The sequence below is a fragment of the Pseudomonas wadenswilerensis genome (assembly GCF_900497695.1).
Lineage (GTDB): Bacteria > Pseudomonadota > Gammaproteobacteria > Pseudomonadales > Pseudomonadaceae > Aquipseudomonas > Aquipseudomonas wadenswilerensis.
In genome coordinates this window covers 382,673-407,631 of the sequence record NZ_UIDD01000004.1, presented here as the reverse complement: position 1 = coordinate 407,631, position 24,959 = coordinate 382,673, and the positions used below count along the sequence as shown (strand labels likewise).

General features: G+C 63.7%; 18 protein-coding genes. 10 read left to right on the top strand and 8 right to left on the bottom strand.

From position 1 onward, the window contains the following. Window positions 1–30 precede the first annotated feature (30 nt). The gene (locus CCOS864_RS06645) at window positions 31–3,156 is read left to right on the top strand and encodes a transglycosylase domain-containing protein (RefSeq protein WP_115085592.1); all 3,126 of its coding nucleotides are present in this window, start codon (window positions 31–33) and stop codon (window positions 3,154–3,156) included. Here CCOS864_RS06645 and CCOS864_RS06640 read toward each other — a convergent pair. Then, window positions 3,153–3,569 carry a C40 family peptidase gene (locus CCOS864_RS06640; RefSeq protein ID WP_415842482.1) on the bottom strand — a complete coding sequence of 139 codons (417 nt, stop codon included), beginning with the start codon at window positions 3,567–3,569 and terminating at the stop codon, window positions 3,153–3,155. The genes CCOS864_RS06645 and CCOS864_RS06640 overlap by 4 nt on opposite strands. A gap of 303 nt (window positions 3,570–3,872) precedes the next feature. Here CCOS864_RS06640 and CCOS864_RS06635 point away from each other — a divergent pair, with 303 nt between their 5' ends. Both CCOS864_RS06635 and CCOS864_RS06630 read left to right on the top strand, forming a co-directional pair. After that, complete coding sequence (locus tag CCOS864_RS06635; RefSeq protein WP_115085590.1) at window positions 3,873–4,442, top strand: PadR family transcriptional regulator; 570 nt, start codon at window positions 3,873–3,875, stop codon at window positions 4,440–4,442. Further along, window positions 4,439–5,206, top strand: coding sequence for a siderophore-interacting protein (locus tag CCOS864_RS06630; protein ID WP_115085589.1), 768 nt, complete (start codon window positions 4,439–4,441; stop codon window positions 5,204–5,206). The genes CCOS864_RS06635 and CCOS864_RS06630 overlap by 4 nt, the downstream gene beginning before the upstream one ends. A gap of 9 nt (window positions 5,207–5,215) precedes the next feature. On the opposite strand, the gene CCOS864_RS06625 is transcribed toward CCOS864_RS06630, so the two are convergent. Together CCOS864_RS06625 and CCOS864_RS06620 are read right to left on the bottom strand one after the other, a co-directional pair. Then, entirely contained in the window at window positions 5,216–5,869 is a 654-nt protein-coding gene (locus tag CCOS864_RS06625; RefSeq protein WP_115085588.1) for a Pr6Pr family membrane protein, read from the bottom strand. 4 nt (window positions 5,870–5,873) lie between these two features. Continuing rightward, window positions 5,874–6,095 (bottom strand): VF530 family protein, encoded by a 222-nt coding sequence (locus tag CCOS864_RS06620; RefSeq protein ID WP_045197670.1) that lies wholly within the window; start codon window positions 6,093–6,095, stop codon window positions 5,874–5,876. A 197-nt stretch (window positions 6,096–6,292) separates the two neighbouring features. Between CCOS864_RS06620 and CCOS864_RS06615 the strand changes: the two genes are divergently transcribed. The 7 genes from CCOS864_RS06615 to cmoB all read left to right on the top strand — a co-directional run bounded on the left by CCOS864_RS06615 (window position 6,293) and on the right by cmoB (window position 17,358). Next, on the top strand, window positions 6,293–8,365 hold the full coding sequence (locus tag CCOS864_RS06615) for a TonB-dependent receptor (protein ID WP_115085587.1): 2,073 nt from the start codon (window positions 6,293–6,295) through the stop codon (window positions 8,363–8,365). A gap of 266 nt (window positions 8,366–8,631) precedes the next feature. Beyond that, window positions 8,632–9,990, top strand: a complete 1,359-nt coding sequence (locus CCOS864_RS06610) for a carbohydrate porin (protein WP_115085586.1) — start codon at window positions 8,632–8,634, stop codon at window positions 9,988–9,990. Between the two features lie 30 nt (window positions 9,991–10,020). Then, window positions 10,021–12,429: a glucose/quinate/shikimate family membrane-bound PQQ-dependent dehydrogenase gene (locus CCOS864_RS06605; protein ID WP_115085585.1), complete on the top strand. Its 2,409-nt coding sequence runs from the start codon at window positions 10,021–10,023 to the stop codon at window positions 12,427–12,429. Window positions 12,430–12,571: 142 nt separating this feature from the next. Next, window positions 12,572–14,992: an endopeptidase La gene (gene lon / locus CCOS864_RS06600; protein WP_115085584.1), complete on the top strand. Its 2,421-nt coding sequence runs from the start codon at window positions 12,572–12,574 to the stop codon at window positions 14,990–14,992. 191 nt (window positions 14,993–15,183) lie between these two features. Continuing rightward, window positions 15,184–15,576, top strand: coding sequence for a protease inhibitor I42 family protein (locus tag CCOS864_RS06595; protein WP_115085583.1), 393 nt, complete (start codon window positions 15,184–15,186; stop codon window positions 15,574–15,576). Window positions 15,577–15,661: 85 nt separating this feature from the next. Continuing rightward, window positions 15,662–16,405, top strand: a complete 744-nt coding sequence (gene cmoA, locus CCOS864_RS06590; protein WP_115085582.1) for a carboxy-S-adenosyl-L-methionine synthase CmoA — start codon at window positions 15,662–15,664, stop codon at window positions 16,403–16,405. Beyond that, window positions 16,402–17,358: a tRNA 5-methoxyuridine(34)/uridine 5-oxyacetic acid(34) synthase CmoB gene (cmoB, locus tag CCOS864_RS06585; RefSeq protein WP_115085581.1), complete on the top strand. Its 957-nt coding sequence runs from the start codon at window positions 16,402–16,404 to the stop codon at window positions 17,356–17,358. The genes cmoA and cmoB overlap by 4 nt, the downstream gene beginning before the upstream one ends. Before the next feature lie 70 nt (window positions 17,359–17,428). On the opposite strand, the gene CCOS864_RS06580 is transcribed toward cmoB, so the two are convergent. From CCOS864_RS06580 to CCOS864_RS06560, 5 genes are all read right to left on the bottom strand, one after another. Further along, window positions 17,429–17,635 (bottom strand): hypothetical protein, encoded by a 207-nt coding sequence (locus CCOS864_RS06580; RefSeq protein ID WP_115085580.1) that lies wholly within the window; start codon window positions 17,633–17,635, stop codon window positions 17,429–17,431. Between the two features lie 98 nt (window positions 17,636–17,733). After that, a complete protein-coding gene (locus tag CCOS864_RS06575; RefSeq protein WP_115085579.1) occupies window positions 17,734–19,062 on the bottom strand; it encodes an OprD family porin in 1,329 nt (442 codons plus the stop codon). A 100-nt stretch (window positions 19,063–19,162) separates the two neighbouring features. Continuing rightward, window positions 19,163–22,324 (bottom strand): CusA/CzcA family heavy metal efflux RND transporter, encoded by a 3,162-nt coding sequence (locus CCOS864_RS06570; RefSeq protein WP_115085578.1) that lies wholly within the window; start codon window positions 22,322–22,324, stop codon window positions 19,163–19,165. A gap of 13 nt (window positions 22,325–22,337) precedes the next feature. Further along, the gene (locus tag CCOS864_RS06565) at window positions 22,338–23,552 is read right to left on the bottom strand and encodes an efflux RND transporter periplasmic adaptor subunit (RefSeq protein WP_115085577.1); all 1,215 of its coding nucleotides are present in this window, start codon (window positions 23,550–23,552) and stop codon (window positions 22,338–22,340) included. 37 nt (window positions 23,553–23,589) lie between these two features. Beyond that, on the bottom strand, window positions 23,590–24,843 hold the full coding sequence (locus CCOS864_RS06560) for a TolC family protein (RefSeq protein ID WP_115085576.1): 1,254 nt from the start codon (window positions 24,841–24,843) through the stop codon (window positions 23,590–23,592). Window positions 24,844–24,959: the final 116 nt, after the last annotated feature.

The window sequence follows — 24,959 nt, the reverse complement described above, 5'->3', positions numbered from 1 at the left end:
AGACGAAAATACGTAGCCGGGCTGAAGACTATGGGCGCATTGTGGCAATCGGAACCGAACAGTACGGAAGCTCCCCCTGAACAACTCCCATTGCCGAAAAGCCCACGCCAGCGCCATCTCTGGTGGCGGCTGTTCTGGTTGGTGCTGCTGATCGCCCTGATCGCCCTGGGTTACGCCGTCACTACCGAAATACACACCTCGCGCCTGCAATCCCGGGAGTTCAGCCGGTTCGCCGCGACCCTCAGCTACTCCATGCAGCCCGGCCCCAGCGATGCCATTCGCTACCCGGGTGAAGGTCCGTTCGACAAGCGTCTGGGCTACAGCTCTCTGGGTGAATTCCTGCCGCGCCTACTGAAGCGCGACTACGTGATAAACGAGCAGACGCGCTTTTCGCCTGCGCTGATGGACTACGTCGATCACGGCTTTTTCGTTCCCTACGCCGAAAAAATTCAGGCCGGCTTGTCGATCACCGACTGCAAGGGCGATGCGCTGTACCAGTTTCATTACCCGCAGCACCTGTACCCCGACTTCGCCTCGATCCCGCCGGTCATTGTCCACAGCCTGCTGTTCATCGAAAACCGCGACCTGCTCGACCCCAACGACCCGCTGAACAACCCCGCCGTGGACTGGCCGCGCTTTGCCAAGGCCGCCTATACCCAGGTGGCGAAGTACCTGGCCCTGCCCGGCCAGTCGGCGGGCGGCAGTACCCTGGCGACCCAACTGGAAAAATACCGGCATTCCCCCGACGGCCTGACCGCCTCGGGCAGCGAGAAGATCCGCCAGATGATTTCCGCCAGCGTGCGCGCGTATAAAGGTGGCCCGCAGACCCTGGAAACACGCCAGCGTATCGTGCGCGACTACCTCAACAGCGTACCGCTGTCGGCGGTGCCCGGGCATGGCGAAGTGCATGGCATGGCCGAGGGTTTGCGCGTCTGGTATGGCGCTGATTTTGCCCAGGTCAACCAGGCCCTGTCGTCCACCGACAACGACCCCGCGAGCCTCGCCACCCGTGGCCTGGCCTTGCGCCAGGTGCTGTCGCTGATGATCGCCCAGCGCCGCCCCTCGCACTTTTTGTCCAAGGGGCGTGCGGAACTGGCGCTGCTGACCGACAGCCACATCCGCATCCTCTCGGCCAGCAACATCATCGACAAGCCGCTGGCGGATGCGGCCCTCTCCAGCACGGCCATCTACCGCGACTGGGTGGCCCAGCCGACCATTCAGCCGATCGTTACCAACAAAGGCATCAGCGTCGCCCGCAGCCGCCTGTCTTCGGCGCTGGGCCGGCCGTTGTATGACCTCGACCGTCTCGACCTGTCGGCCACCAGCACCCTGCAGTCGGATTTGCAGGGCCAGGTCAGCCAATACCTGAAGAACCTCGCCGACCCGGCCTTTGCAGAAAAAATGGGCCTGTTTGGCGAACGCTTGCTGACCCCGACCAGCACCACCCAGGTGCGTTACAGCTTCACCCTGCTGGAGCGTACCGCCGATGGCTCGAGGGTGCGGGTACAAACCGACAGCACCGACCAGCCCTTCGACATCAACGAAGGCAGCAAACTGGAACTGGGCTCCACCGCCAAGCTGCGGGTACTGACCAGCTACCTGGAAATAGTCGCCGAACTGCACGACAAGTACGCCGCTACCCCGGCCGCCGAGCTGAAAAAAGTACAGGTGGCCGAGCTGGACTTCATCACCCGCTGGGCCATCGACTACCTGGTCCAGAACAAGGACCGCGACCTCAGCGCCATGCTCAACGCCGCGCTGGAGCGCAAGTACTCCGCCAGCCCCGGCGAAGCCTTCTTCACCGGCGGCGGCCTGCATGTATTCAACAACTTTCGCAAGGAAGACAACGGCCGCATCCCCACCCTCAAGGACGCCCTGCGCGAGTCGATCAACCTGCCGTTCATTCGCCTGATGCGCGATCTGGTGCGCTACAGCACCTACCAGCAGCCGGGCAATAGCGCCAGCCTGCTCAAGGACGATGCCGAACCGCGCCGCCAGGAATACCTGGCACGTTTTGCCGACAAGGAAGGCACCGATTACATGCGCAGGTTCTGGAAAAAATACCAGCGCAAGACCTCGCAACAGCGCCTGGACACCTTCCTCGACAGCCTGCGGGTCACACCGATCCGCCTGGCCGCGGTGCACCGTTACCTGTTTCCGGAAGCCGACCAGGCCACCTTCAATGCGTTCGTCCAGGCTCACCTGAAAAAGGACCGGGTCGAGAACAAACGCCCGGCCACCAAGCAGAACACCGTCACCGAGAAACGCCTGCAAGAGCTGTACGAAGCTTACCGGCCAGGCGCCTATGACCTGCCCGACCAGGGCTTTATCGCCAAGGTGCATCCGCTGGATTTGTGGCTGCTTGGCTATCTGCTGCAACACCCCAGCGCCACCTTCCAGGAGGCGGCGCAGGCCGGCCATTTTGAACGCCAGGAAGTCTACGGCTGGCTGTTCAAGAGCCGCCACAAGGGCGCGCGCGACAGCCGCATCCGCACCCTGGTGGAAATCGAAGCCTTCCTCGATATTCATCAACGCTGGAAACGCGTCGGCTACCCCTTCGACCACCTGGTACCGTCGCTGGCCACCGCCATCGGCAGCTCCGGCGACCGTCCGGCAGCCCTGGCTGAACTGATCGGGATTATCCAGAACGACGGCGTACGCCTGCCGGTGCTGCGCATCGACACCCTGCACTTTGCTGCCGACACACCCTACGAAACCCGTCTGACCAGCGACCCCGACCTGGGCCAGCGAGTGCTCTCGGTGGAAGTCGCCCGGGCCCTGCGCGGCGCCCTCTCGCAAGTGGTGGATGCCGGTACCGCGCGGCGAGTGTCGGGCAGCTTCAAACTGGCCGACGGCAGCCCGCTGGTGATGGGCGGCAAGACCGGTACCGGCGACAACCGCATCGAAAGCTTCGGCGCCGGCGGGCGGCTGATCGGCTCACGCTCGCTGAACCGTACCGCCACCTTTGTGTTCTACCTCGGAGAAAACCACTTCGGCACCCTCACCGCCTTCGTCCCCGGCCGTGCCGCGGAGTCCTTCCGCTTTACCTCGGCGCTGCCGGTGCAGGTGCTCAAGGGCATGGCGCCAATCCTGATGCCGTACCTGGAGCCGGGCAGTCACACCCTGTGCAAGCCACCGCGGATGGTGCAGCGCTAGTGGAAGCGCTTGGCAGTCGTATAGCTTTTGGCCCAGTAGCTGTTGCTCAGGGAATCGATACGGATGTTCTTGCCGGTGCGGGGGGCGTGGATGAAGCGCCCTTCGCCGATGTACAGGCCGACGTGACCGATCCGGCCCTGGCCATTGCGATTGAAAAATACTGCGTCTCCGCGTTTTAGCTGGCTCTGCTTGATGGTCCGGGCGCCGGACTTGAGCATGCCCGCGGTGGTGCGCGGAATCCTGATATCGGCCTCGTGGCGAAACAGGTAGACCAGCAGCCCACTGCAATCAAACCCGCCCTTTACCGACATGCCGCCCCAGCGATAGGGCACGCCGATCAGCTCGTGTGCGCGCTCGACCAGACGATCGAGGTTGGCTTCCAGTTCGTGCCGCACAGTGTGCTCACGAGCGATATGGGTCACGGAGAAACTGGCCTGGGCAAAAAATGACAGCCCCCAGAGCAGGCCGATGAAAAAAATTGAACGCGCCACGGAGAAATACTCACAGGTGAAGAAAACGTGGCGAATCTTAGGAGCGATTTCCGTGTGTGTAGATCAAGGCAATCCGAGGCATCTGTAGGAAAACCCTGAAGCATTCCTACACAAATTCAGCGCTTCCTACGATCATCATGAGAAACATTCCTATTCTCACGCTTGATTTAAGATATATCTTGAGTAATATCTGAAGATACATCTAACGCAAACGGAGATTCCCCCATGCGTGACCATCATCCCCACCGCGAACATGGCGACCGGCATGACGGCTTCGAACGTCGTCACGGCCGTGAACGTGGCGACCGCGGCCCCCGCGTGTTTGCCCCCGGCGACCTGAAGCTGCTGCTGTTGTCGATGCTGGCCGAACAGCCCTGCCACGGCTACGACCTGATCCGCCAGATCGAAAGCCTCTTCGATGGCAGCTACAGCCCCAGCCCCGGGGTGATCTACCCGACCCTTAATTTCCTTGAAGAAGTCGAGCTGATCAGCGGCCAGACCCAAGGCAGCAAGCGCCTCTACGGCATTACCCCGGCCGGGCAGAAGTCCCTGGCCGACCAGGCCATTGCCCTGGACGGGGTACGCATGCGCATCGAAGTCAGCAAGCGCTCGCTGCGCGGCCACGACCGTCCGGCAGAGATCCACGAGGCCGTACACAACTTGCGCCACGCCCTGCAGATGCACAGCGGGCGCTGGAACCCGGCGGAAATCGAGCGGGTTCGTACCCTGCTCAATGACACCGCCAAAGCCATCGTCGCAGGGCCCACTGCGACCTCACCGGAGCAACCCGAATGACTGTTAGCGAAAACGCCACCATTCACCGCGTCAACCACGAGATCAAACACCGCCGCCTGAACGTGCTGCGGGTTACCGACCTGACCCCACGCATGCGCCGCATCACCCTCGGCGGGCCAGAGCTGCAAGGCTTTGCCAGCGTTGGCAGCGACGACCACGTCAAGCTGATGTTCGCCTGCTCGGCAGAAGAACAGGCGGTGCTCGACAACCTCGATTTCAGCCGCGACGGCCTGCGCCCGACCATGCGCGAATACACCCCGCGGCGCATCGACCTGGCGGGCGGCGAGATGGATATCGACTTTGTCCTGCACGGCGACGGCCCTGCCTCCACATGGGCGGCCCAGGCGCAGGTCGGCCAGGTGCTCAACATTGCCGGCCCGCGAGCCTCGCTGGTGGTGCCGGACATCTTCGACAGCTACCTGCTGATCGGTGACGAAACCGCGATCCCGGCCATCGCCCGGCGCCTGGAAGAACTGCCCGCGGGCCGCAAGGTGGTGGCAGTGATCGAGATCGAGGATGCCCAGGAACAACAGCCACTGGCCAGTGCTGCGCAGGTCGAGGTGATCTGGGTACAGCGTCAGCAGCAGGATCTGCTGGAAGTGGTGAAGGACCTGCCCCTGCCAAGCGGTCAGCTGTATACCTGGGTAGCCCTGGAAAAGTCGCTGATGCGTAAGACCAAGCGCCTGCTGATTGATGACAAGGGCGTCAAGGAAGACCTGATCAAGGCCGCCGCCTACTGGCACCTCGATCCACACGACGAATAAACGGCTACCTCAGGGTTGCGTCCTGGCCTTGGCCAGGCGCCCGCCCTGCCAATGATCGAGGCCAAGCAACAGCAGGCCGATAGCGACGAATCCACCGAGAATCGCCAGCGCATTGAGCAGCACCTGGCCGTAGCCCAGTTCGGCCACGTCGATGAACGGATAGGGATAGGCGCCCAGCACATGCCCGCGCAGCAGCGCGTAGGCAAAATACCCCGCCGGATACAGCAGCCAGGCCAGCAGATGCCTGAAGCGCAGGCTGCCCTTCTCTACACAGCACCACCAATAGGCCACGAACAGCAGCGGCATGACATCGTGCAGCAGCTCGTCCGCCAGCCATTGCCAGCCTTGCGGGTGCCACAGGTGACGCAGTAACAAGCTGTAGGCAAGGCCCACGAGGATGATGCTCGCGGCAATCCCGGAACTGACCCAGGGCGCGAGAAAGAAGCGCCGCAGCGGCGAGTCCCGGCCGAATGCCGCGTGACTGAGCACTACGGCGACCAGAGTGTTGCTGAGCACGGTGAAGAAACTGAACAAGCTCACCAGGCCACCCAGCAGGCTGGCCTGTTCCTGCCAGCGCGCCAACAACAGCAGGTACATCTGGATTGCCAGCGCGCTCCAGCCCAGGCACGCGGCCAGGGCGATGAACAGTCTGCGCCGGCTCACCGGCTCAGCGGCCGCGTTGCATTTTCAGGTACAGGCGCTCGACCTTTTCCCGGGCCCAGGGCGTCTTGCGCAAGAAGGTCAGGCTCGACTTGATGCTCGGGTCGCTCTTGAAGCAGCGGATATCGATGCGCTCAGCCAGGCCATCCCATTGGTATTTCGCGACCAGCGCGGTAAGGATCTGCTCCAGGGTCACGCCATGCAGCGGGTTTTGATTTGCGGCGGTCATGCCTGTGCTCCAGCCAACGAAAGGTGCGCACCTTAGCCGAGGCACGGCTGCAAGTCTTCAGACTTTTCGCATCCAAGGTGCTGCTTACAGACATTCTAGTGTGGGCAAAGGCTCTAGCCAGCGCATGGGCGTTTTATCTTTCATGGTAATGTTATATTGTATCAATACTATAACACTGCCAAGGACCCCTTCCCTCCATGCGTCACTTACCCCTGCGCCTCTCCCCCCTTGCCGCTGCGCTCTGGCTCGCCTCGCCCTTGAGTCAGGCTGTCGAGCTGCAACCCCAGGTGATCACCGCCAACCCGCTGGGCAACAGCGAACTGGCCGCGCCCAGCACCGTACTCGACGGCGACAACCTGGCCCTGCAACAGAAAGGCAGCCTCGGCCAGACCCTGAACAACCAGCCCGGCGTCGCCTCGACCTGGTTCGGCCCCGGTGCCAGCCGCCCGGTGATCCGCGGTCTGGACGGCGACCGTATCCGTATCCTGCGCAACGGTGTCGGCGCCCTGGATGCCTCTTCGCTGTCTTATGACCACGCCGTGCCACTGGACCCGGCCACCGTCGAGCGCATCGAAATCGTCCGCGGCCCGGCCGCATTGCTCTACGGCGGCAACGCCATCGGCGGGGTGGTCAACAGCTTCGACAACCGCATCCCGACCTCGCCCATCGACGGCATTCACGGGGCGGGCGAACTGCGCTATGGCGGTGCCGACACCACCCGCAGCAGCGCCGGCAAGCTGGAGGCCGGTGACGGCCGCTTCGCCCTGCACCTGGACGCCAACAGCCGCCAGTTCAATGACCTGCGCATTCCCGGCTACGCCCGCAGCTCGAAAGTGCGCGACGCCGACGAACCGGGCAGCAAACACCGCCTGGAGAACAGCGACGGTCGCCAGGATGGCGGCGCGCTGGGTGGTTCCTACCATTGGGATCATGGCTATGCCGGCCTTTCCTACAGCCGCTATGACTCCAACTACGGCTCGGTGGCCGAACCGGGCGTGCGCCTGGACATGCAACAGGATCATTACGGCTTCGCCTCGGAACTGCGCGACCTCGACGGTCCGTTCAGCTCGGTGAAGGTCGACCTTGGCTACACCGACTACCAGCACCGCGAGGTTGAAAGCGGCGAGGTGCATACCACCTTCAAGAACAAGGGTTACGAGGCGCGGGTCGAAGCCCGGCACCAGCCGCTGGGGCCGGTCGAAGGGGTGATTGGCGCCCAGGTCAGCCGCAACGAGTTCTCCGCCCTCGGCGAAGAAGCCTTTGTGCCGCAGACCGACACCAACAGCCTGGCGCTGTTCATGCTCGAGCAGTGGCAAGCCACCGAACGCCTGAACCTGAGCCTGGGCGGGCGCCTGGAGCACACCCGGGTCGAACCCGACAGCAAGGGCAGCGAGCGCTTTGCCGAGGCCGATCGTTCGAGCAGCTTCACCGCGGCCAGCCTGTCGTCCGGCGCGGTCTACGAGCTGACCCCGGTCTGGTCCCTGGCCGCGACCCTGGGCTACACCGAGCGCGCACCGACCTTCTATGAGTTGTACGCCAACGGCGCCCACGTCGCCACCGGCACCTACGAGGTCGGCGATCCGAACCTGAGCAAGGAGAAAGCCATCTCCAGCGACCTGGCCTTGCGCTTCGACAATGGCACGCACAAGGGCAGCGTCGGCGTGTTCTACAGTCATTTCCGCAACTACATCGGCCTGCTGGCCAGCGGCAACCTGCGCGAAGGCCATGACCACGACCATGGTCACGGCGATGAAGAGCACGATCACGACCATGATCATGATCATGATCATGACCACGGCGGCGATGTGCCCGAATACCTCTACCACGGGGTTCGCGCGCGCTTCTACGGCATCGAGGCCCAGGATCGCTGGCAATTGGCGCAAAACCGCTACGGCAGCTTTGCTCTGGAACTGTCCGGCGACTACACCCGGGCCAAGAACCTCGACACTGGCGAAGACCTGCCGCGCATCGCCCCGCTGCGTCTGAACAGTGGTCTGCTGTGGGAACTGGACCGCTGGCAGGCACGGGTGGATGTGCAACACGCCAGTGCCCAGCACAAAAAGCCGGCCAACGAGACCAGCACCGACGGTTACACCACCCTCGGCGCCAGCGTGGGTTACCGCTTCGACATCGGCCAGAGCCAGTGGCTGGCCTTTGTTCGCGGCGAGAACCTCACCGACCAGACCGTGCGCTACTCAAGCTCGATCCTGCGCGACATCGCCCCGGCACCAGGGCGTAGTGTTGAAGTCGGCCTGCGTACCACCTTCTAAGCCAACACCCATCCCGAGGGAGCCGGCCTCATCGCCGGCAAAGCCGGCTCCCACAAGGGATCAGTGTCACCTGCCTCAGCCGGACTGTTACCGATCCGGCAACGGTGCCTCTCGTTGAATTGACTTTTTTTCTTACAAGTTCAGCTATATCCTCCCCGCCGCAAGCTGAACCGCTTCAGTTTATTTCCCTGCAGCTTTATCGCCGATGATCCTCGGAACTCGGTGGCCTTGCCGTTTTTTCAATAATCAAAAGATAGCGCTATCTCATGCCTCAGATTGATCGTTTCCGCTTTTCCCCCGCCACCCGGACACTGCTTTCGGGTCTGGCCATCGCCAGCCTCGCGCCCTGCGCCCAGGCCGCGGCGATGTTCGCCAGCGACTCGCCATGGATGCTTGGCGATTGGGGCGGTACCCGCACGGAGCTGGCTGAACGCGGCTACGACTTCACCCTCGGTTACACCGGCGAGATGGGCGCCAACCTGCATGGCGGTTATGACGACGACAAGACCGCGCGCTACAGCGACCAGTTCGCCCTCGGCATCCACCTGGACCTGCAGAAGATCCTTGGCTGGCACGATGCCGAGTTCCAGCTGACCGTCACCGAACGGCACGGCAACAACATCAGTAACGACCGCATCAATGACCCACGCGTCGGTGGCTTTACCTCGGCCCAGGAAGTCTGGGGCCGCGGCCAGACCTGGCGGCTGACGCAGATGTGGATCAAGCAGAAATACTTCGACGGCGCGCTGGATGTGAAATTCGGCCGCTTCGGTCAGGGCGAGGACTTCAACAGCTTCCCCTGCGACTTCCAGAACCTGGCGTTCTGCGGCTCGCAGGTGGGCAACTGGGTAGGTGACATCTGGTACAACTGGCCGGTCAGCCAGTGGGCCCTGCGGGTCAAGTACAACCTGACCCCAGAGCTGTACGCGCAAATCGGCGCCTATGAGCAGAACCCCTCCAACCTCGATCGCGGCAACGGATTCAAGCTCAGCGGCAGCGGTACCCAGGGCGCGGTGATTCCGGTCGAACTGGTCTGGAGCCCGGCTGTGAATGGCCTGAAAGGGGAATATCGCGCCGGTTACTACTACAGTAATGCCAAGGCAAGCGATGTCTACAAGGACAGCAACGAACAACCGGCAGCATTGAGCGGCCAGGCTTACCGCAGCAGTTCGAGCAAGCACGGCTTCTGGCTCGGTGCCCAGCAACAGGTGACGTCGCTGGCATCAGACCACTCGCGAGGGTTGAGCGTATTCGCCAACGCCACGCTGCACGACAAGAAGACCAATGCCATCGACAACTATGTTCAGGCAGGTGTGGTGTACAAGGGGCCCTTCGATGCCCGCGCCAAGGACGACATCGGTTTCGCCCTGGCACGCGTGCACGTCAACCCTGCCTACCGCAAGAACGCCCAGGCCATCAATCAGGCTCGCGGCGTCAGCGACTACAACGATCCACTGTTCCGTCCGATCCAGGACACCGAGTACAGCGCCGAGCTGTATTACGGCATCCACCTGGCCGACTGGCTGACCGTGCGCCCGAACCTGCAGTACATCCGCCATCCCGGTGGCGTGAGCCAGGTCGATGACGCACTGATCGGCGGGATCAAGATCCAGAGCAGTTTCTAACCACCCTTTTCACCTAACGGAGAACACACGATGAGCACTGATGGTGCCTTGAGTAGAACCCGCTGGCTGCCGCGACTGATCGGTGTGCTGTTGTTGCTGATGGGCCTGGCCCTGCTGGCTGGCGGTATCAAACTGAGCCAGCTGGGCGGTTCGCTGTATTACCTGATCGCCGGCATCGGCTTCGCCCTGTCCGGCATCCTGCTGCTGGCCCTGCGCCGCAACGCCCTGGGCCTGTACGGCCTGGTGCTGCTGGGCAGCACCCTGTGGGCATTGTGGGAAGTGGGCCTGGACTGGTGGCAACTGGTACCGCGCCTGGCCCTGTGGTTCGCCCTGGGTGCGGTGTTGCTGCTGCCGTGGGCGCGCCGCCCGCTGCTGGGCAACCCGTCCAAGGTCAACACCGGCCTGCTGAGCCTGGCCGTGGTGCTGTCCGGCGCCACTGCAGTGGCCAGCCAGTTCACCCACCCGGGTGAAATCAAGGGCGAGCTGGGCCGCGAAAGCGCCGAGATGAGCAGCACTGCACCGCAGATGCCGGATGGCGAGTGGCAGGCCTATGGTCGCACCGAATTCGGCGACCGCTACTCGCCGCTGCGCCAGATCACCCCGCAGAACGTGCACAAGCTGCAGGAAGCCTGGCGCATCCGCACGGGTGACCTGCCAACCGACAACGACCCGGTCGAGCTGACCAACCAGAACACCCCGCTGAAGGCCAACGGCAAGCTGTATGCCTGTACCGCCCACAGCAAAGTGCTGGCCCTGGACCCGGACACCGGTGCCGAAATCTGGCGTTTCGACCCGCAGATCAAGAGCCCGGTGGGCTTCAAGGGCTTCGCCCACATGACCTGTCGCGGCGTGTCGTATTACGACGAGAACAACTACGTCAATGCCGACGGCAGCCCGGCGCCGAAAATCAGCGACGCCGGCCAAGCCGTTGCCATCGCTTGCCCGCGTCGCCTTTACCTGCCGACCGCCGACGCCCGCCTGATCGCCCTGAACGCCGACACCGGCAAGGTCTGTGAAGGTTTCGGCAACCAGGGTGTGATCGACCTCACCACCGGCATCGGCCCGTTCACTGCTGGCGGTTACTACTCCACCTCGCCTGCAGCGATCACCCGCGAACTGGTAATCATCGGCGGCCATGTCACCGACAACGAGTCGACCAACGAGCCGTCCGGCGTGATCCGCGCCTACGACGTGCACGATGGCCGTCTGGTGTGGAACTGGGACAGCAACAACCCGGACGACACCGCACCGCTGGCACCCGGCAAGACCTACAGCCGCAACTCGGCGAACATGTGGTCGCTGGCCAGTGTCGACGAGAAACTGGGCATGGTCTTCCTGCCGCTGGGCAACCAGACCCCGGACCAGTGGGGCGCTGACCGCACCCCGGGCGCCGAGAAGTACAGCGCCGGCATCGTCGCCCTGGACCTGGCCAACGGCAAGGTACGCTGGAACTACCAGTTCACCCACCACGACCTGTGGGACATGGACGTCGGCAGCCAGCCAACCCTGCTGGACCTGAAAACCGCCGACGGCGTGAAACCTGCGCTGATCGCCCCGACCAAACAGGGCAGCCTGTACGTGCTCGACCGTCGCGACGGTACGCCGATCGTGCCGATCCGCGAGATCCCGGTACCGCAAGGTGCAGTCGAAGGCGACCGTACTGCGCCGACCCAGGCCCGCTCGGACCTCAACCTGCTCGGCCCGGACCTGACCGAACAGGCCATGTGGGGCGCCAGCCCGTTCGACCAGATGCTCTGCCGCATCCAGTTCCGCGAACTGCGCTACGAAGGCCAGTACACCCCGCCGTCGGTGCAGGGCAGCCTGGTCTATCCGGGTAACGTCGGCGTGTTCAACTGGGGCAGCGTCTCGGTCGACCCGGTTCGCCAACTGCTGTTCACCACCCCGAACTACATGGCTTTCGTCTCGAAGATGGTGCCGCGCGCCGAAGTCGCCGCCGGTAGCAAGCGCGAGAGCGAAACCAGCGGTGTGCAACCCAACACCGGCGCACCGTACGCGGTGATCATGCACCCGTTCATGTCGCCACTGGGCGTACCGTGCCAGGCGCCAGCCTGGGGCTACGTGGCCGGTATCGACCTGACCACCAACCAGGTGGTGTGGAAGCACAAGAACGGCACCAGCCGCGACAGCTCGCCAATCCCGATCGGCCTGCCGATTGGCGTGCCAAGCATGGGCGGCTCGATCGTCACCGCTGGCGGCCTGGGCTTCCTCAGCGGCACCCTGGACCAGTACCTGCGTGCCTATGACACCAACACCGGCAAGGAGCTGTGGAAATCGCGCCTGCCGGCCGGTGGCCAGGCCACGCCGATGACCTACACCGGCAAGGACGGCAAGCAGTACGTGCTGGTCACCGCCGGTGGTCACGGCTCGCTGGGCACCAAGATGGGTGATTACGTAATCGCTTACAAATTGGCTGAGTAGACCTTAGCTGCTAGCTGCAAGCTTCAAGCTGCAAGCACCGCGCTCCCCACTTGCGGCTTGTAGCTTGAAGCTTGAAGCTTGAAGCTTGAATCTTTCCTCCACCCGCCCCATCTAAGCACCATAGTCATTGAGCAGGTGCGCCATGAGCGATCAGCAGGATCTACCGGAACATCCCGAGGAAGACGCCGAAGTCGAACATCTCGAAGCCTCCGAACACAGCGGCCATAACCTCGCCTTGCCGGGCCAGCAGTTACCCGACAAGGTCTATATCATCCCGATCCACAACCGCCCGTTCTTCCCCGCGCAAGTATTGCCGGTGATCGTCAATGAAGAACCCTGGGCCGAAACCCTGGATCTGGTAGCCAAGACCCCACATCACTCCCTGGCCCTGTTCTTCATGGACACGCCGCCAGAAGACCACCGTCATTTCGACACCTCGGCCCTGCCGCTGTACGGCACCCTGGTCAAGGTGCACCACGCCAGCCGCGAGAACGGCAAACTGCAGTTCGTCGCCCAGGGCCTGACCCGGGTGCGCATCCGTACCTGGCTCAAGCACCATCGCCCGCCGTACCTGGTCGAGGTCGAGTACCCGCATCAACCGAGCGAGCCGACCGACGAGGTCAAGGCCTACGGAATGGCCCTGATCAATGCGATCAAGGAGCTGCTGCCGCTCAACCCGCTGTACAGCGAAGAGCTGAAGAACTACCTCAACCGCTTCAGCCCCAACGATCCGTCGCCCCTGACCGACTTTGCCGCCGCGCTGACCTCGGCCACCGGCAACCAGTTGCAGGAAGTGCTCGACTGCGTGCCCATGCTCAAGCGCATGGAAAAGGTCCTGCCGATGCTGCGCAAGGAGGTCGAAGTCGCGCACCTGCAGAACGAGATCTCTGCCGAGGTGAACCGGCAGATCGGCGAGCACCAGCGCGAGTTCTTCCTCAAGGAGCAGCTCAAGGTCATCCAGCAGGAGCTGGGCCTGACCAAGGACGACCGCAGCGCGGACATCGAACAGTTCGAGCAGCGCCTGCAAGGCAAGACCCTGCCCGCCGCCGCGAAAAAGCGCATCGACGAGGAGCTGGGCAAGCTGTCGATCCTCGAAACCGGTTCGCCGGAATACGCCGTCACACGCAACTACCTGGACTGGGCCACCGCTCTGCCCTGGGGTGTCTACGGCAAGGACAAGCTCGACCTCAAGCACGCGCGCAAAGTGCTCGACCAGCATCACGCCGGCCTCGATGACATCAAGGAACGCATCCTCGAGTTCCTCGCCGTGGGTGCCTACAAAGGCGAGATCAGCGGCTCCATCGTGCTGCTGGTAGGCCCGCCGGGCGTCGGCAAGACCAGCATCGGCAAGTCCATCGCCGAATCCCTGGGCCGGCCGTTCTACCGCTTCAGCGTCGGCGGCATGCGCGACGAGGCCGAGATCAAGGGCCACCGCCGCACCTACATCGGCGCCCAGCCGGGCAAGCTGGTGCAGGCACTCAAGGATGTCGAGGTTATGAACCCGGTGATCATGCTCGACGAGATCGACAAGATGGGCCAGAGCTACCAGGGCGACCCGGCCTCGGCGCTGCTGGAAACCCTCGACCCCGAGCAGAACGTCGACTTCCTCGACCACTACCTGGACCTGCGCCTGGACCTGTCCAAGGTGCTGTTCGTGTGCACCGCCAACACCCTCGACTCGATCCCCGGGCCGTTGCTCGACCGTATGGAAGTGATTCGCCTGTCCGGCTACATCACTGAAGAAAAACTGGCCATCGCCAAGCGCCACCTGTGGCCCAAGCAATTGCACAAAGCCGGTGTGGCCAAGACCAGCCTGAGCATCAGCGACAGCGCCCTGCGCACGGTGATCGAAGGTTATGCCCGCGAAGCCGGTGTGCGCCAGCTGGAAAAGCAGCTGGGCAAGCTGGTACGCAAGGCGGTCGTGCAACTGCTCGAAGATCCCGAGAAAAAGATCAAGATCGGCCCCAAGGACCTTGAAGCATCGCTGGGCATGCCAGTGTTTCGCAGCGAACAGGTGCTCTCCGGCAAGGGCGTGATCACCGGCCTTGCCTGGACCAGCATGGGCGGCGCCACCCTGCCGATCGAGGCGACACGCATCCACACCCTCAATCGCGGCTTCAAACTGACCGGTCAGCTGGGTGAGGTGATGAAAGAGTCCGCCGAAATCGCCTACAGCTATGTCAGTGCCAACCTCAAGCAATACGGCGGTGATCCGAGCTTCTTCAATGAGGCCTACATTCACCTGCACGTACCGGAAGGTGCCACGCCCAAGGACGGCCCCAGCGCCGGGGTGACCATGGCCAGTGCATTGCTGTCGCTGGCCCGTGACCAGGCACCGAAGAAAGGCGTGGCCATGACCGGCGAACTGACCCTGACCGGCAAGGTCCTGCCGATCGGCGGGGTGCGCGAGAAGGTCATTGCGGCGCGGCGGCAGAAGATCTTCGAGCTGATCCTGCCGGAAGCCAACCGGGGTGATTTCGAAGAGTTGCCGGAGTACCTCAAGGAGGGTTTGAGCGTGCACTTTGCCAAGCGCTTCAGTGATGTGGCGAAGGTGCTGTTCTAACCCCGGACCATAGATGTGGGAGCGGGCTTGCCCCGCGATCGGGCGCGCAGCGGGCGCAATTCAGGCTTCACCTGGAGTGCTGGCTGTACCGGCCTCATCGCGGGTCAAGCCCGCTCCCACAGACGATGCAGGCCCTTGCCCTGCGATCATCTTCGGTTATGCTGCGCTATCGTCGCCTATCCGGAGCTTTCATGACTGCTGCCCGCCTGCTCGTTCCCCTGAGCCTCGCCCTGCTTGCCGCCTGCGCACAAAAACCGGTGCATAACGTCGAACTGGACAAACAGGCCGACTGCCCGCTGCAACTGCAAACGGGCCAGAACCTCACGCTGACACTGCCCAGCAACCCCAGCACCGGTTATCGCTGGCTAGTACAAAACCCAGCCACCGGCATCCTGCGCAGCCTCGGCCCCGAGGTCTACAGCCACCCGGAAGACGCCGGCGTGGTCGGCAGCGCCGGGCAATCGGTGTGGCGCTTCCAGGCCCAGGCCGCTGGCGAAGGCCATCTGCTGCTGGTCTACCAGCAGCCCTGGGCCCCGGAAGTGCGTCCGGTGCAGACCTTCGACTGCGCAATCACGGTGAAGTAGGCCGCGCTGGTCAGCGGGCCATGCATCCTGCCGCCAGTTTGGCTAAAATGCCGGCCCTTTACCGCCCAACGCCTGGATTGCCCCCGTGAGCAAAGAACCCGACCGCCTATTCGCCCAGCCCCTTGGCCAGGTGCCCGACTTCGTCTTCAACGAAGACGTGGTGCGGGTGTTCCCGGACATGATCAAGCGTTCGGTCCCCGGTTACCCGACCATCGTCGAGAACCTCGGCGTGCTTGCCGCCCAGTTCGCCCAGCCCGACACGGCCCTGTACGACCTGGGCAGCTCGCTCGGTGCCGTGACCCAGGCCCTGCGCCGGCATGTGCGCAGCGAGGGTTGCCGGGTGATTGCCATCGACAACTCGGCGGCCATGGTCGAGCGCTGCCGGCAGTACCTCAACGCCCAGGACTCGATGTGCCAGGAGCTGCTGCCGGTCGAGGTGATCGAAGGCGATATCCTCGCCCTGCAATTCCAGCCGGCCTCGGTGGTGGCGATGAACTTCACCCTGCAGTTCATTGCCCCCGAACAGCGCCTCGAACTGCTCACGCGCATCCGCCAGTCGCTGCTGCCGGGCGGCGCGCTGATCCTCTCGGAGAAGCTGCGTTTCGTTGACGATGAGGAACACGCGCTGCTCACCGACCTGCATGTGGCCTTCAAGCGGGCCAATGGCTACAGCGAACTGGAAATCGCCCAGAAGCGCAGCGCCATCGAGAACGTGATGAAGCCCGACAGCCTCGAAGAACACCGCGAACGCCTGCTGGCGGCCGGATTCTCGAAAGTCGTGCCCTGGTTCCAATGCCTTAACTTTGCCTCGTTGATTGCCCTGCCATGATTGATCTGTCCCCCCTGGTCCGCCGCTTGGCGGGCACTCCCCTGGCGCAATGGGCACAAGGCCTGCAAGCGCAACTCGACGCCAAGATGGAAAAGGGTCATGGCGACCTGGAACGCTGGCAGGCTGCGCTGGATGCCCTGCCAGCGCTGACGCCCACGCGCATTGACCTGCAAAACGGCCTCAATCTGGATTGCGACTGCGATGACGACTCCCGTGCGCGCATGCAGCAGGCGTTGATGGGCCTGTCGCCGTGGCGCAAGGGCCCGTTCGATCTGTTCGGCGTGCATGTCGATACCGAGTGGCGCTCGGACTGGAAGTGGTCGCGGGTTGCCCCGCACCTGGACCTCAAGGGCAAGCGGGTACTGGATGTCGGTTGCGGCAACGGCTACTACCAGTGGCGCATGCTTGGTGCCGGTGCCGACAGTGTCATCGGTGTCGACCCCAACTGGCTGTTCTTCTGCCAGTTCCAGGCCGTGCAGCGCTACCTGCCGGAGCTACCGGCCTGGCACCTGCCCTTCGCCCTGGAAGACCTGCCGGCCAACCTCGAAGGCTTCGACACGGTATTTTCCATGGGCGTGTTCTACCATCGCCGCTCGCCCATCGAGCACCTGCTGGCGCTCAAGGACTGCCTGGTCAAGGGCGGTGAACTGGTGCTGGAAACCCTGGTGATCGAAGGCGACGAAAATCAGGTACTGGTGCCGGAAGATCGCTACGCACAAATGCGTAACGTCTGGTTCCTGCCGTCGGTGCCGGCCCTTGAGCGCTGGTTGCGCCGTGCCGGTTTCAGCGATGTGCGTTGCGTCGACGTCAGCACCACCAGCGTCGAAGAACAGCGCAGCACCGAATGGATGCGCTACCAGTCGCTCAGCGACTTCCTCGACCCCGACGACCACAGCCGCACCATCGAAGGCCTGCCGGCACCACGGCGCGCCGTGCTGGTGGCACGCAAGTAAAACAGGCGCCCGTGTAGGGCGCCAAAGTTCACCTTTTCCGTTGGAGCGGGAGCTTCGAAGGTGAATGGAGCTACTCCTTGGCGACCTGCCTGCTCGCCGTGTCAGGTTTTTGCGCGTCGGACTTGGCCACTGCCTGGTCCTTCTTGCCGTGAATCTGTTCCTGGCTGAGGCGGAAGTTTTCCCAGAACTGCTTCGAACGCTCCGCCCCGCCTTCGGCCAGTGCCGCGCTACTGCCCAGGGCCAATACAGCCATCAGCACATACTTGTTCAGGCTCATGTTGCTCACCTCGTGATTGAATTTCAGGACAGTTCAATCTTACGGAGGGCAAGCTAACGCCAAGGTGAGGCGGACATTACAGTGCTGCAAGATTCGCCCTACAGCAGGGTCAGCGGGTACTCGACAATCAGGCGCACCTCATCCAGGTCCGATTCGAAAGCCGTGGCCCGGGTCGTGGCCTGACGCACGCGCAGCGACAAATCCTTGAGGCTGCCGGACTGCACCACGTACTTCGCCTCGATATCGCGCTCCCAGCGCTTCTGCCCGGTCAGCGGGTTGCCGTCGGCATCGCGGCGCATGTACACGCCATTGGCATCGGAATAATCGATGCCGCTACCACGCCCGTAGCGGCTCATGAACGACAGGCCCGGCACACCATAAGCGGTCATGTCGAGGTCGTAGCGCAGCATCCACGAGCGTTCTTTCGGCGAGTTGAAGTCGCTGTACTGGATCGAGTTGTCGAGGTAGATCGAGTCGGACTGGCGCACGTAGTCAAAGTCGTTGTCGCCCTGGTTGCGCTGGTGCGACAGGGCCAGGGTATGGGCGCCATAACTCACGCCGACGCGGGCGCTCCAGATGTCATTGTCGAATTTGCCCAGCAATTGCTGGCCCTCATCCTTGGCCTTGTAGTAGTTGAAGCTGGTGAAGCCGGTCAGCTCGTCGGTGATCGGGTACTTGTAGCTGACACCGGCGTAGTACTGATCCCAGGCGTCCTTCAGACGGCTGCTGTAGAGGCTCAGGCTGAGGTTGTCGCTGGCCTGGTAATCGCCGCCAAAATAGCCCAGCCAGGGCGAATCGACGGGGCCGCCGTAAAAGGTCACGAAGCCATCGCGGTTGTTGCTCGACAGCGGCTGGCTCATGGCGTGCAAGCGCCCGCCCTGGACTTTCAGGCCTGCCAGGCTGGTGTTCTCCAGGGTCCAGCCGGTGAAACTTTCCGGCAACAGGCGCGAGTCGCCGAAGTGCACCACCGGGGTGGTCGGGAACACGTCACCAAACTTCAGCTCGGTATCGAACAGGCGCGCCTTGATCGCGCCGCCCAGCTTGCTGAAGTTGCTGGCGGTATTGCCATTGCGGTCCACCGGCAGCATGTCGAACGAACTGCGCCCGCCGCTGCGGCCATCGCCGCTGTCGAGCTTGAGGGCGAGCATGGCGTGGGCATCCAGGCCAAAACCCACGGTGCCCTCGGTATAACCCGACTCGAAACGGGCGATAAAGGCCTGGGCCCAGGCTTCGGCGTAGCCGGCCTTGCCGGTGGGCGACTGTTCGCCTTTACGGTAGTCGCGGTTGAAATAGAAGTTACGGCTGAGCACCGTCAGGCTGCTGTCTTCGACAAAGCCGCCACCCTCGGGCTGGCTGACGGCATTGGCGGTAGCGCAACTGGCCAGGGCCAGGGCCCCGGTAAAACAGGCTGTGGTTTTATTCCCCATCTTCAACTCCTGATTATTGGCAGAGATACGCAAGGCGCCCGCAATGCGGGCGCCATGGGTATCCTGACAAGGGCTGAATAACCCGAAGATGAGCGGCGAATTACAGTTTCGTCACCTCGGATACGACCTCTTCCTCGTCTTTGCGGTGAGCCCAGTAATACAACGCGGGCAATACCAGCAGGGTCAGCGCCGTGGACGAGAGAATGCCGCCAATCACCACGGTGGCCAGCGGCCGCTGCACTTCGGCGCCGGTGCCGGTGGCCAGGGCCATGGGGATAAAGCCCAGGGAGGCGACCAGCGCGGTCATCAGCACGGGCCGCAAGCGCGTCAGTGCGCCTTCGTCGATGGCCTGATTCAGCGAACGACCCTGCTCGCGCAGGCCGCGGATAAAGGCAATCATCACCAGACCGTTGAGCACCGCGACCCCGGACAAGGCAATAAAACCCACGCCTGCCGAGATCGACAGGGGGATATCCCTTAGCCACAGGGCCACCACCCCGCCGGTCAGGGCGAAGGGAATACCGGTGAACACCAGCAGCCCATCCTTGAGGTTGTTGAACATCATGAACAACAGGCCAAAGACCAGCAGCAAGGCCACCGGCACCACCACCTGCAGACGCTGCGCCGCCGACTGCAACTGCTCGAACTGGCCGCCCCAGCGGGTCCAGTAACCGGCCGGGATGCTCACCTGGCTATCGATGCGCGCCGCCGCCTCGTCAACGAACGAGCCGATATCCCGGCCGCGCACGTTGGCGCTGACCACCACCAGGCGCTTGCCGTCCTCGCGGCTGACCTGGTTGGGGCCCTGCACCAAGTCCAGGCTGGCCACATCCGCAAGGGTGATAAAGCCGATCTGGCCACCGCTGCCGCTGCTGGCCGGCACCGGTATCAGCAACTGCGACAGGCCGTCGATATCGGTGCGCAGGGTGTCGGACAGGCGCACCACCATGTCGAAGCGCCGATCCCCCTCATACAGGGTACCGGCCTGGCGACCGCCCACGGCCACGGCAATGGTGTCCTGCACGTCACCGACATTGAGGCCATAGCGCGCCGCTTTGTCGCGGTCGACGTCAATGGTCAGCACCGGCAACCCCGAGGTCTGCTCGACCTTCACCTCCGACGCCCCCGGCACCGCCTGCAAGGTACTGGCGATCTTCGCCGCGGTGCTGTTGAGCACGGCCATGTCATCACCGAAAACCTTCACCGCGACATCACTGCGCACCCCGGAGATCAGCTCGTTGAAGCGCAACTGGATCGGCTGCGACAGTTCATAGTTACTACCCGGCACCCGCGCGCTGGCGCGCTGGATGTCGGCAATCAGCTGTTCGCGACTCTTGCTCGGGTCGGGCCACTGGTCTTGTGGTTTGAGCATTACATAGCTGTCGGAAATGTTCGGCGGCATCGGGTCCGAGGCGATCTCGGCGGTACCGGTGCGGGCGAATACGCGCTCTACTTCCGGCACCTGACTGAGCACGCTCTGCTCCAGGCGCTGCTGCAACTGTACCGACTGGCTCAGGCTGGTGCCGGGCACGCGCAGGGCCTGCAGGGCAAAGTCGCCCTCACTCAGGCTCGGCACGAACTCGCTACCCATGCGGCTGGCCAGCACGCCCGAGAGCAGCACGGTGAGCGCGGCGAGGGAAAACGCCAGCGGGCGATGGCCCATGACCCACTTGAGCAACGGCGCATAGCCGCGCTTGGCGCTGCGCATCAACAGGTTCTCGTCTTCCTTGACCTTGCCGGTCACGAACAGGGCAATGGCCGCTGGCACGAAGGTCACCGACAGCAGCATGGCACCGAGCAAGGCGATCACCACGGTAAACGCCATCGGGTGGAACATCTTGCCCTCGACCCCGCTCAGGGCAAAGATCGGCAGGTACACCACCATGATGATCAACTGGCCGAAAATCAGCGGCCGGCGTGCTTCGCGGGCGGCATTGAACACTTCGTGCAGGCGTTCGGAACGGGTCAACAGGCGGCCGTGATGCTGCTGGGCATGGGCCAGGCGCCTGATCGCATTTTCGACAATCACCACCGCGCCATCGACGATGATGCCGAAGTCCAGCGCGCCCAGGCTCATCAGGTTGGCACTGACCTTGTTGCCGAACATGCCGGTGAAGGTGAACAGCATCGACAGCGGAATGACCATGGCGGTGATCAGCGCTGCGCGAATGTTGCCGAGGAACAGGAACAGAATGACGATGACCAGGATCGCGCCTTCGATCAGGTTCTTCTTCACCGTGGCAATGGCCTTGTCGACCAGGTTGGTACGGTCGTAGACGGTCACCGCACTCACCCCTTCAGGCAGCGAGCGGTTGATCTCCACCAGCTTTTGCGCCACCGCCTGGGACACCGTGCGGCTGTTCTCGCCGATCAGCATGAACACCGTGCCCAACACCACTTCGCGGCCGTTCTCGGTTGCCGCGCCGCTGCGCAGTTCACGCCCGATACCGACTTCGGCGACGTTGCGCACACGGATCGGCGTGCCGTCGACGTTGGCCAGGACGATATTGGCGATGTCATCGATGCCGGCCAGTTGCCCCGGTGCGCGAATCAACAACTGCTCGCCGCGACGCTCGATGTAGCCGGCACCGACGTTGGCGTTGTTGCGCTCAAGTGCGGTGAGCAGGTCGCCCAGGGTCAGCTTATAGGACGCCAGCCGTTTGGGGTCTGGCGCAATCTGATACTCCTTGGCGAAACCACCGATGGTGTTGATCTCCGCCACCCCACGCACATTGCGCAGTTGCGGCTTGATGATCCAGTCCTGGATCTCGCGCAGGTCGGTCGGCGTGTAGGGGCTGCCATCGGCCTTGCGCGCATCGTCGGCAGCTTCGACGGTCCACAGGAAGATCTCGCCAAGGCCGGTCGAGATCGGGCCCATGGCCGCTTCAACGCCTTCCGGCAATTGTTCACGCGCCTGCTGCAGGCGCTCGTTGACCAGTTGCCGGGCGAAGAACAGGTCGGTGCCCTCCTCGAAGATCACCGTCACCTGCGACAGCCCCGAACGCGACAGCGAACGGGTCTGTTCCAGCCCCGGCAGGCCGGCCATCGCGGTTTCGATGGCGAAGGTGATGCGTTGCTCGGTTTCCAGCGGCGAAAAGCCCGCGGCCTGGGTGTTGATCTGCACCTGGACGTTGGTGATGTCCGGCACGGCATCGATCGGCAGCTTCTGATAGCTGGCAACCCCCAGACCGGCCATCAGCAGCACTGCCAGCAGCACCATCAGGCGCTGCTCGATGGCAAATTGTATGAGGCGTTCGAACATGTGAGGTTCCCGGTCAGTGGGCGTGTTCGGCGCTGGCCTTGCCCAGCTCCGATTTGAGGATGAAGCTGCCCTGCGCCGCCACTTGCTGGCCGGCCTGCAGGCCCTTGCGGATCTCGACGAAGCCGTTGGCACTGGCGCCTGGTTCAACCGCCTGGGCGATGAAGCCTTCGGTGGTGCGCACGAACACCGTGGGTTGCTCTTCCAGGGTCTGCAGGGCCTGGTCCGGTACGCTCAGGGCGGCGGAATACTGCTCGGTGGGCACCTGCACGGCGACGAACAGGCCGGGGCGCCAGGCGCCTCGTGGGTTGTCGAGGGTGACCCGCACAGCGGCGGTACGGGTCTGCTCGCCGAGCAGGCTGCCCACATGGGTGACCGTACCGCTAACCTGCTCGCCCAGCTCACTGGCGACGATGGTCACCGGCATGCCGGCGCGTACTTTAGGCAGGTCACGGGGCGCCACACCGAAGGTCGCCCAGACCCGCGACAGGTCCGAGAGGGTGAAGGCGGCGCTGGTTTCGTTGACCACCTCGCCCGGAACCAGGTGCTTCTCGACGATCTGCCCGGCAAAGGGTGCGCGCAGCTCGTAACGGTTGCCGCCGGCCAGGACCACGCTGCCGCTCAGGGCGCTAATCTTCTGCCGGGCGTTGGCCTGGGCGATTTCCGCTTCCTGCAGGACCTGACGGGCCTGCTGGTAATCCTGCTCGGCGGAGATACCCTCCTGCCACAGGTCCTTCTCGCGCTGGTAGCTGCTGCGGGCGAGTTCCAGGCGGCGCTGGCTGGCGGCCAGTTCACTGCGCTGCTCGGAGATCTGCGGGCTGGCGATGACCGCCAGCAAGTCGCCGGCCTTGACCTTCTGGCCAAGCACCACGGCGACTGACTCGACCACCCCGCCAGCACGCGGTACCAGGTGCGCGGTGCGGTCTTCGTCGAAACGGATCTCGCCAGGCAGGGACAGGCTGCGCTGCAGTTGGCGCGGGCCAACGGCGGCCAGTTCGATACCGGCCAGGTCGATCTGCTCCTGGCTGAGGGTCAGTGCGCCCTCTTCTTCGTGACCTTCTTCGGCTTTTTCCGATTCGCCATGCTCTTCTTCCTCGTGATCGCCTTCGGCATGGGCGTGAGCGGATGCAGGGGCGGCGGCAACCGGGCCGCCCTGGCGCGCCAGCAGCACGCCCAGGCCCAGGCCGAGCAGCAAGGCCGCGACCAGCAGCGTGGTGGACTTCTTGTTCATGCAGGTTCCTCAGCAAATAGTCGGGTGAAGGTCGCGTTCAGCGACTGGCGAGGCTCAGGTCGCCAAAGATCCGTTCCAGGCGAACCCGCGCCTCGCTGCCCTGGGCCTGCGCCTGCAGGTATTGCAGGCGTGCCGCCACCAGCGTGCGCTGGGCATCGAGCACATCGAGGAAGGCGAACTTGCCGCGCTCGAAGCCGCGGGTGGCGGCATCCAGCGCCTGCTGCGCCGAGGGCAGGATCGCGCGGTCGAAGGTCTGCACCTCCTGGACCGCCGTGCTCCACTGGGTCAAGGCCTGGATCACTTCGCTGCGCAGGCGCAGTTCGGCGCCATTGCGCTGATCGCGGGCCTGGTCGGCGCGCCGGGCGGCGGCGAGGACGTTGCCCTGGTTGCGGTCGAACAAGGGAATCGGCACGGACAGCCCGACCACATTGATGCGCTCACGGTCGGTTTCGCTGTACTGGCTGCCGACGCTGACGGTCAGGTCGGGGATGCGCTGACTGCGGGCCAGGCCCAGGGCCGCTTCACGCTGGTCGATCTGCAGGCGGGCCAGACGCAGATCGGCGGTCTGCTCCAGGCGATCGAGCAACAGCGTGCGGCTGGGAATGCTGTTGTCTGTGACCAGGCCGCCGTCGACCCGGCTGAATTGCACCATCGGCGCGCCGGTCACGGCCGCCAGCTGCTGGTAGGCGATGGTCAGTGCCTGCTCGGCACGGCCCTGCTCCAGGCGCACCTCGGACAGCTGCACCTGGGCGCGGGTTGCCTCGACCGGCGATGCGCTGCCGGCCCGGACCCGGCCTTGCACCACCTGCAAGGCTCGCTCGCTCAGGCGCAACGACTGTTCGGCCAGCTGCAAACCTTCCTGAGCCTGGGCTGCGGCCTGGAACGCACCGATGACTTCGGCACGCAATACATTGCGCTGACGCTCCAGCTCCAGCGCAGCAAGCTCGGCATCGCGTCCGGCGACGTCCAGACGTGCACCGCGCTTGCCACCCAGCTCGAACAGCTGGCTGACGCCGACGGTGGTGGTCTGCGAGCCCTTGCGGGTGTCTTCCACTTCCCAGCTCAGTTCCGGGTTGGGCAGCACACCGGCCTGGCGCCGTTCGCCTTCGGCAATGTCGATGCCCCAACGCGCTGCGGCAAGCTCGGGGTTGTTGTCGCGGGCCGCCTGCAGCGCCGACTCCAGGGTCATTACGCGCTCTTGCGCCAGGGCCAGCGCCGGCGAGACTAGCAACAGCAGTGCCAGCAATATTCGGCCAGGGCCTGTGCCTGGCCGGTCCAGGGTGCAAAACATGGCAGACTCCTGCGCCTTGATCGGAGCCCGCACTCTAGTAATCGAGGTTTATCGCCAGGATGACTCAAGTATTACAAATCTGTAATCCAGGCAAACCGCGCGCCCGGATGGCTTAG

Excerpts from the sequence above, each read along its gene's own strand:
- CCOS864_RS06645 (WP_115085592.1), top strand. The coding sequence starts at position 31 with ATGGGCGCATTGTGGCAATCGGAACCGAACAGTACGGAAGCTCCCCCT.
- CCOS864_RS06635 (WP_115085590.1), top strand. The coding sequence starts at position 3,873 with ATGCGTGACCATCATCCCCACCGCGAACATGGCGACCGGCATGACGGC.
- CCOS864_RS06630 (WP_115085589.1), top strand. The coding sequence starts at position 4,439 with ATGACTGTTAGCGAAAACGCCACCATTCACCGCGTCAACCACGAGATC.
- CCOS864_RS06620 (WP_045197670.1), bottom strand. The coding sequence starts at position 6,095 with ATGACCGCCGCAAATCAAAACCCGCTGCATGGCGTGACCCTGGAGCAG.
- CCOS864_RS06615 (WP_115085587.1), top strand. The coding sequence starts at position 6,293 with ATGCGTCACTTACCCCTGCGCCTCTCCCCCCTTGCCGCTGCGCTCTGG.
- CCOS864_RS06610 (WP_115085586.1), top strand. The coding sequence starts at position 8,632 with ATGCCTCAGATTGATCGTTTCCGCTTTTCCCCCGCCACCCGGACACTG.
- CCOS864_RS06605 (WP_115085585.1), top strand. The coding sequence starts at position 10,021 with ATGAGCACTGATGGTGCCTTGAGTAGAACCCGCTGGCTGCCGCGACTG.
- lon (WP_115085584.1), top strand. The coding sequence starts at position 12,572 with ATGAGCGATCAGCAGGATCTACCGGAACATCCCGAGGAAGACGCCGAA.
- CCOS864_RS06595 (WP_115085583.1), top strand. The coding sequence starts at position 15,184 with ATGACTGCTGCCCGCCTGCTCGTTCCCCTGAGCCTCGCCCTGCTTGCC.
- cmoB (WP_115085581.1), top strand. The coding sequence starts at position 16,402 with ATGATTGATCTGTCCCCCCTGGTCCGCCGCTTGGCGGGCACTCCCCTG.
- CCOS864_RS06580 (WP_115085580.1), bottom strand. The coding sequence starts at position 17,635 with ATGAGCCTGAACAAGTATGTGCTGATGGCTGTATTGGCCCTGGGCAGT.
- CCOS864_RS06575 (WP_115085579.1), bottom strand. The coding sequence starts at position 19,062 with ATGGGGAATAAAACCACAGCCTGTTTTACCGGGGCCCTGGCCCTGGCC.
- CCOS864_RS06570 (WP_115085578.1), bottom strand. The coding sequence starts at position 22,324 with ATGTTCGAACGCCTCATACAATTTGCCATCGAGCAGCGCCTGATGGTG.
- CCOS864_RS06565 (WP_115085577.1), bottom strand. The coding sequence starts at position 23,552 with ATGAACAAGAAGTCCACCACGCTGCTGGTCGCGGCCTTGCTGCTCGGC.
- CCOS864_RS06560 (WP_115085576.1), bottom strand. The coding sequence starts at position 24,843 with ATGTTTTGCACCCTGGACCGGCCAGGCACAGGCCCTGGCCGAATATTG.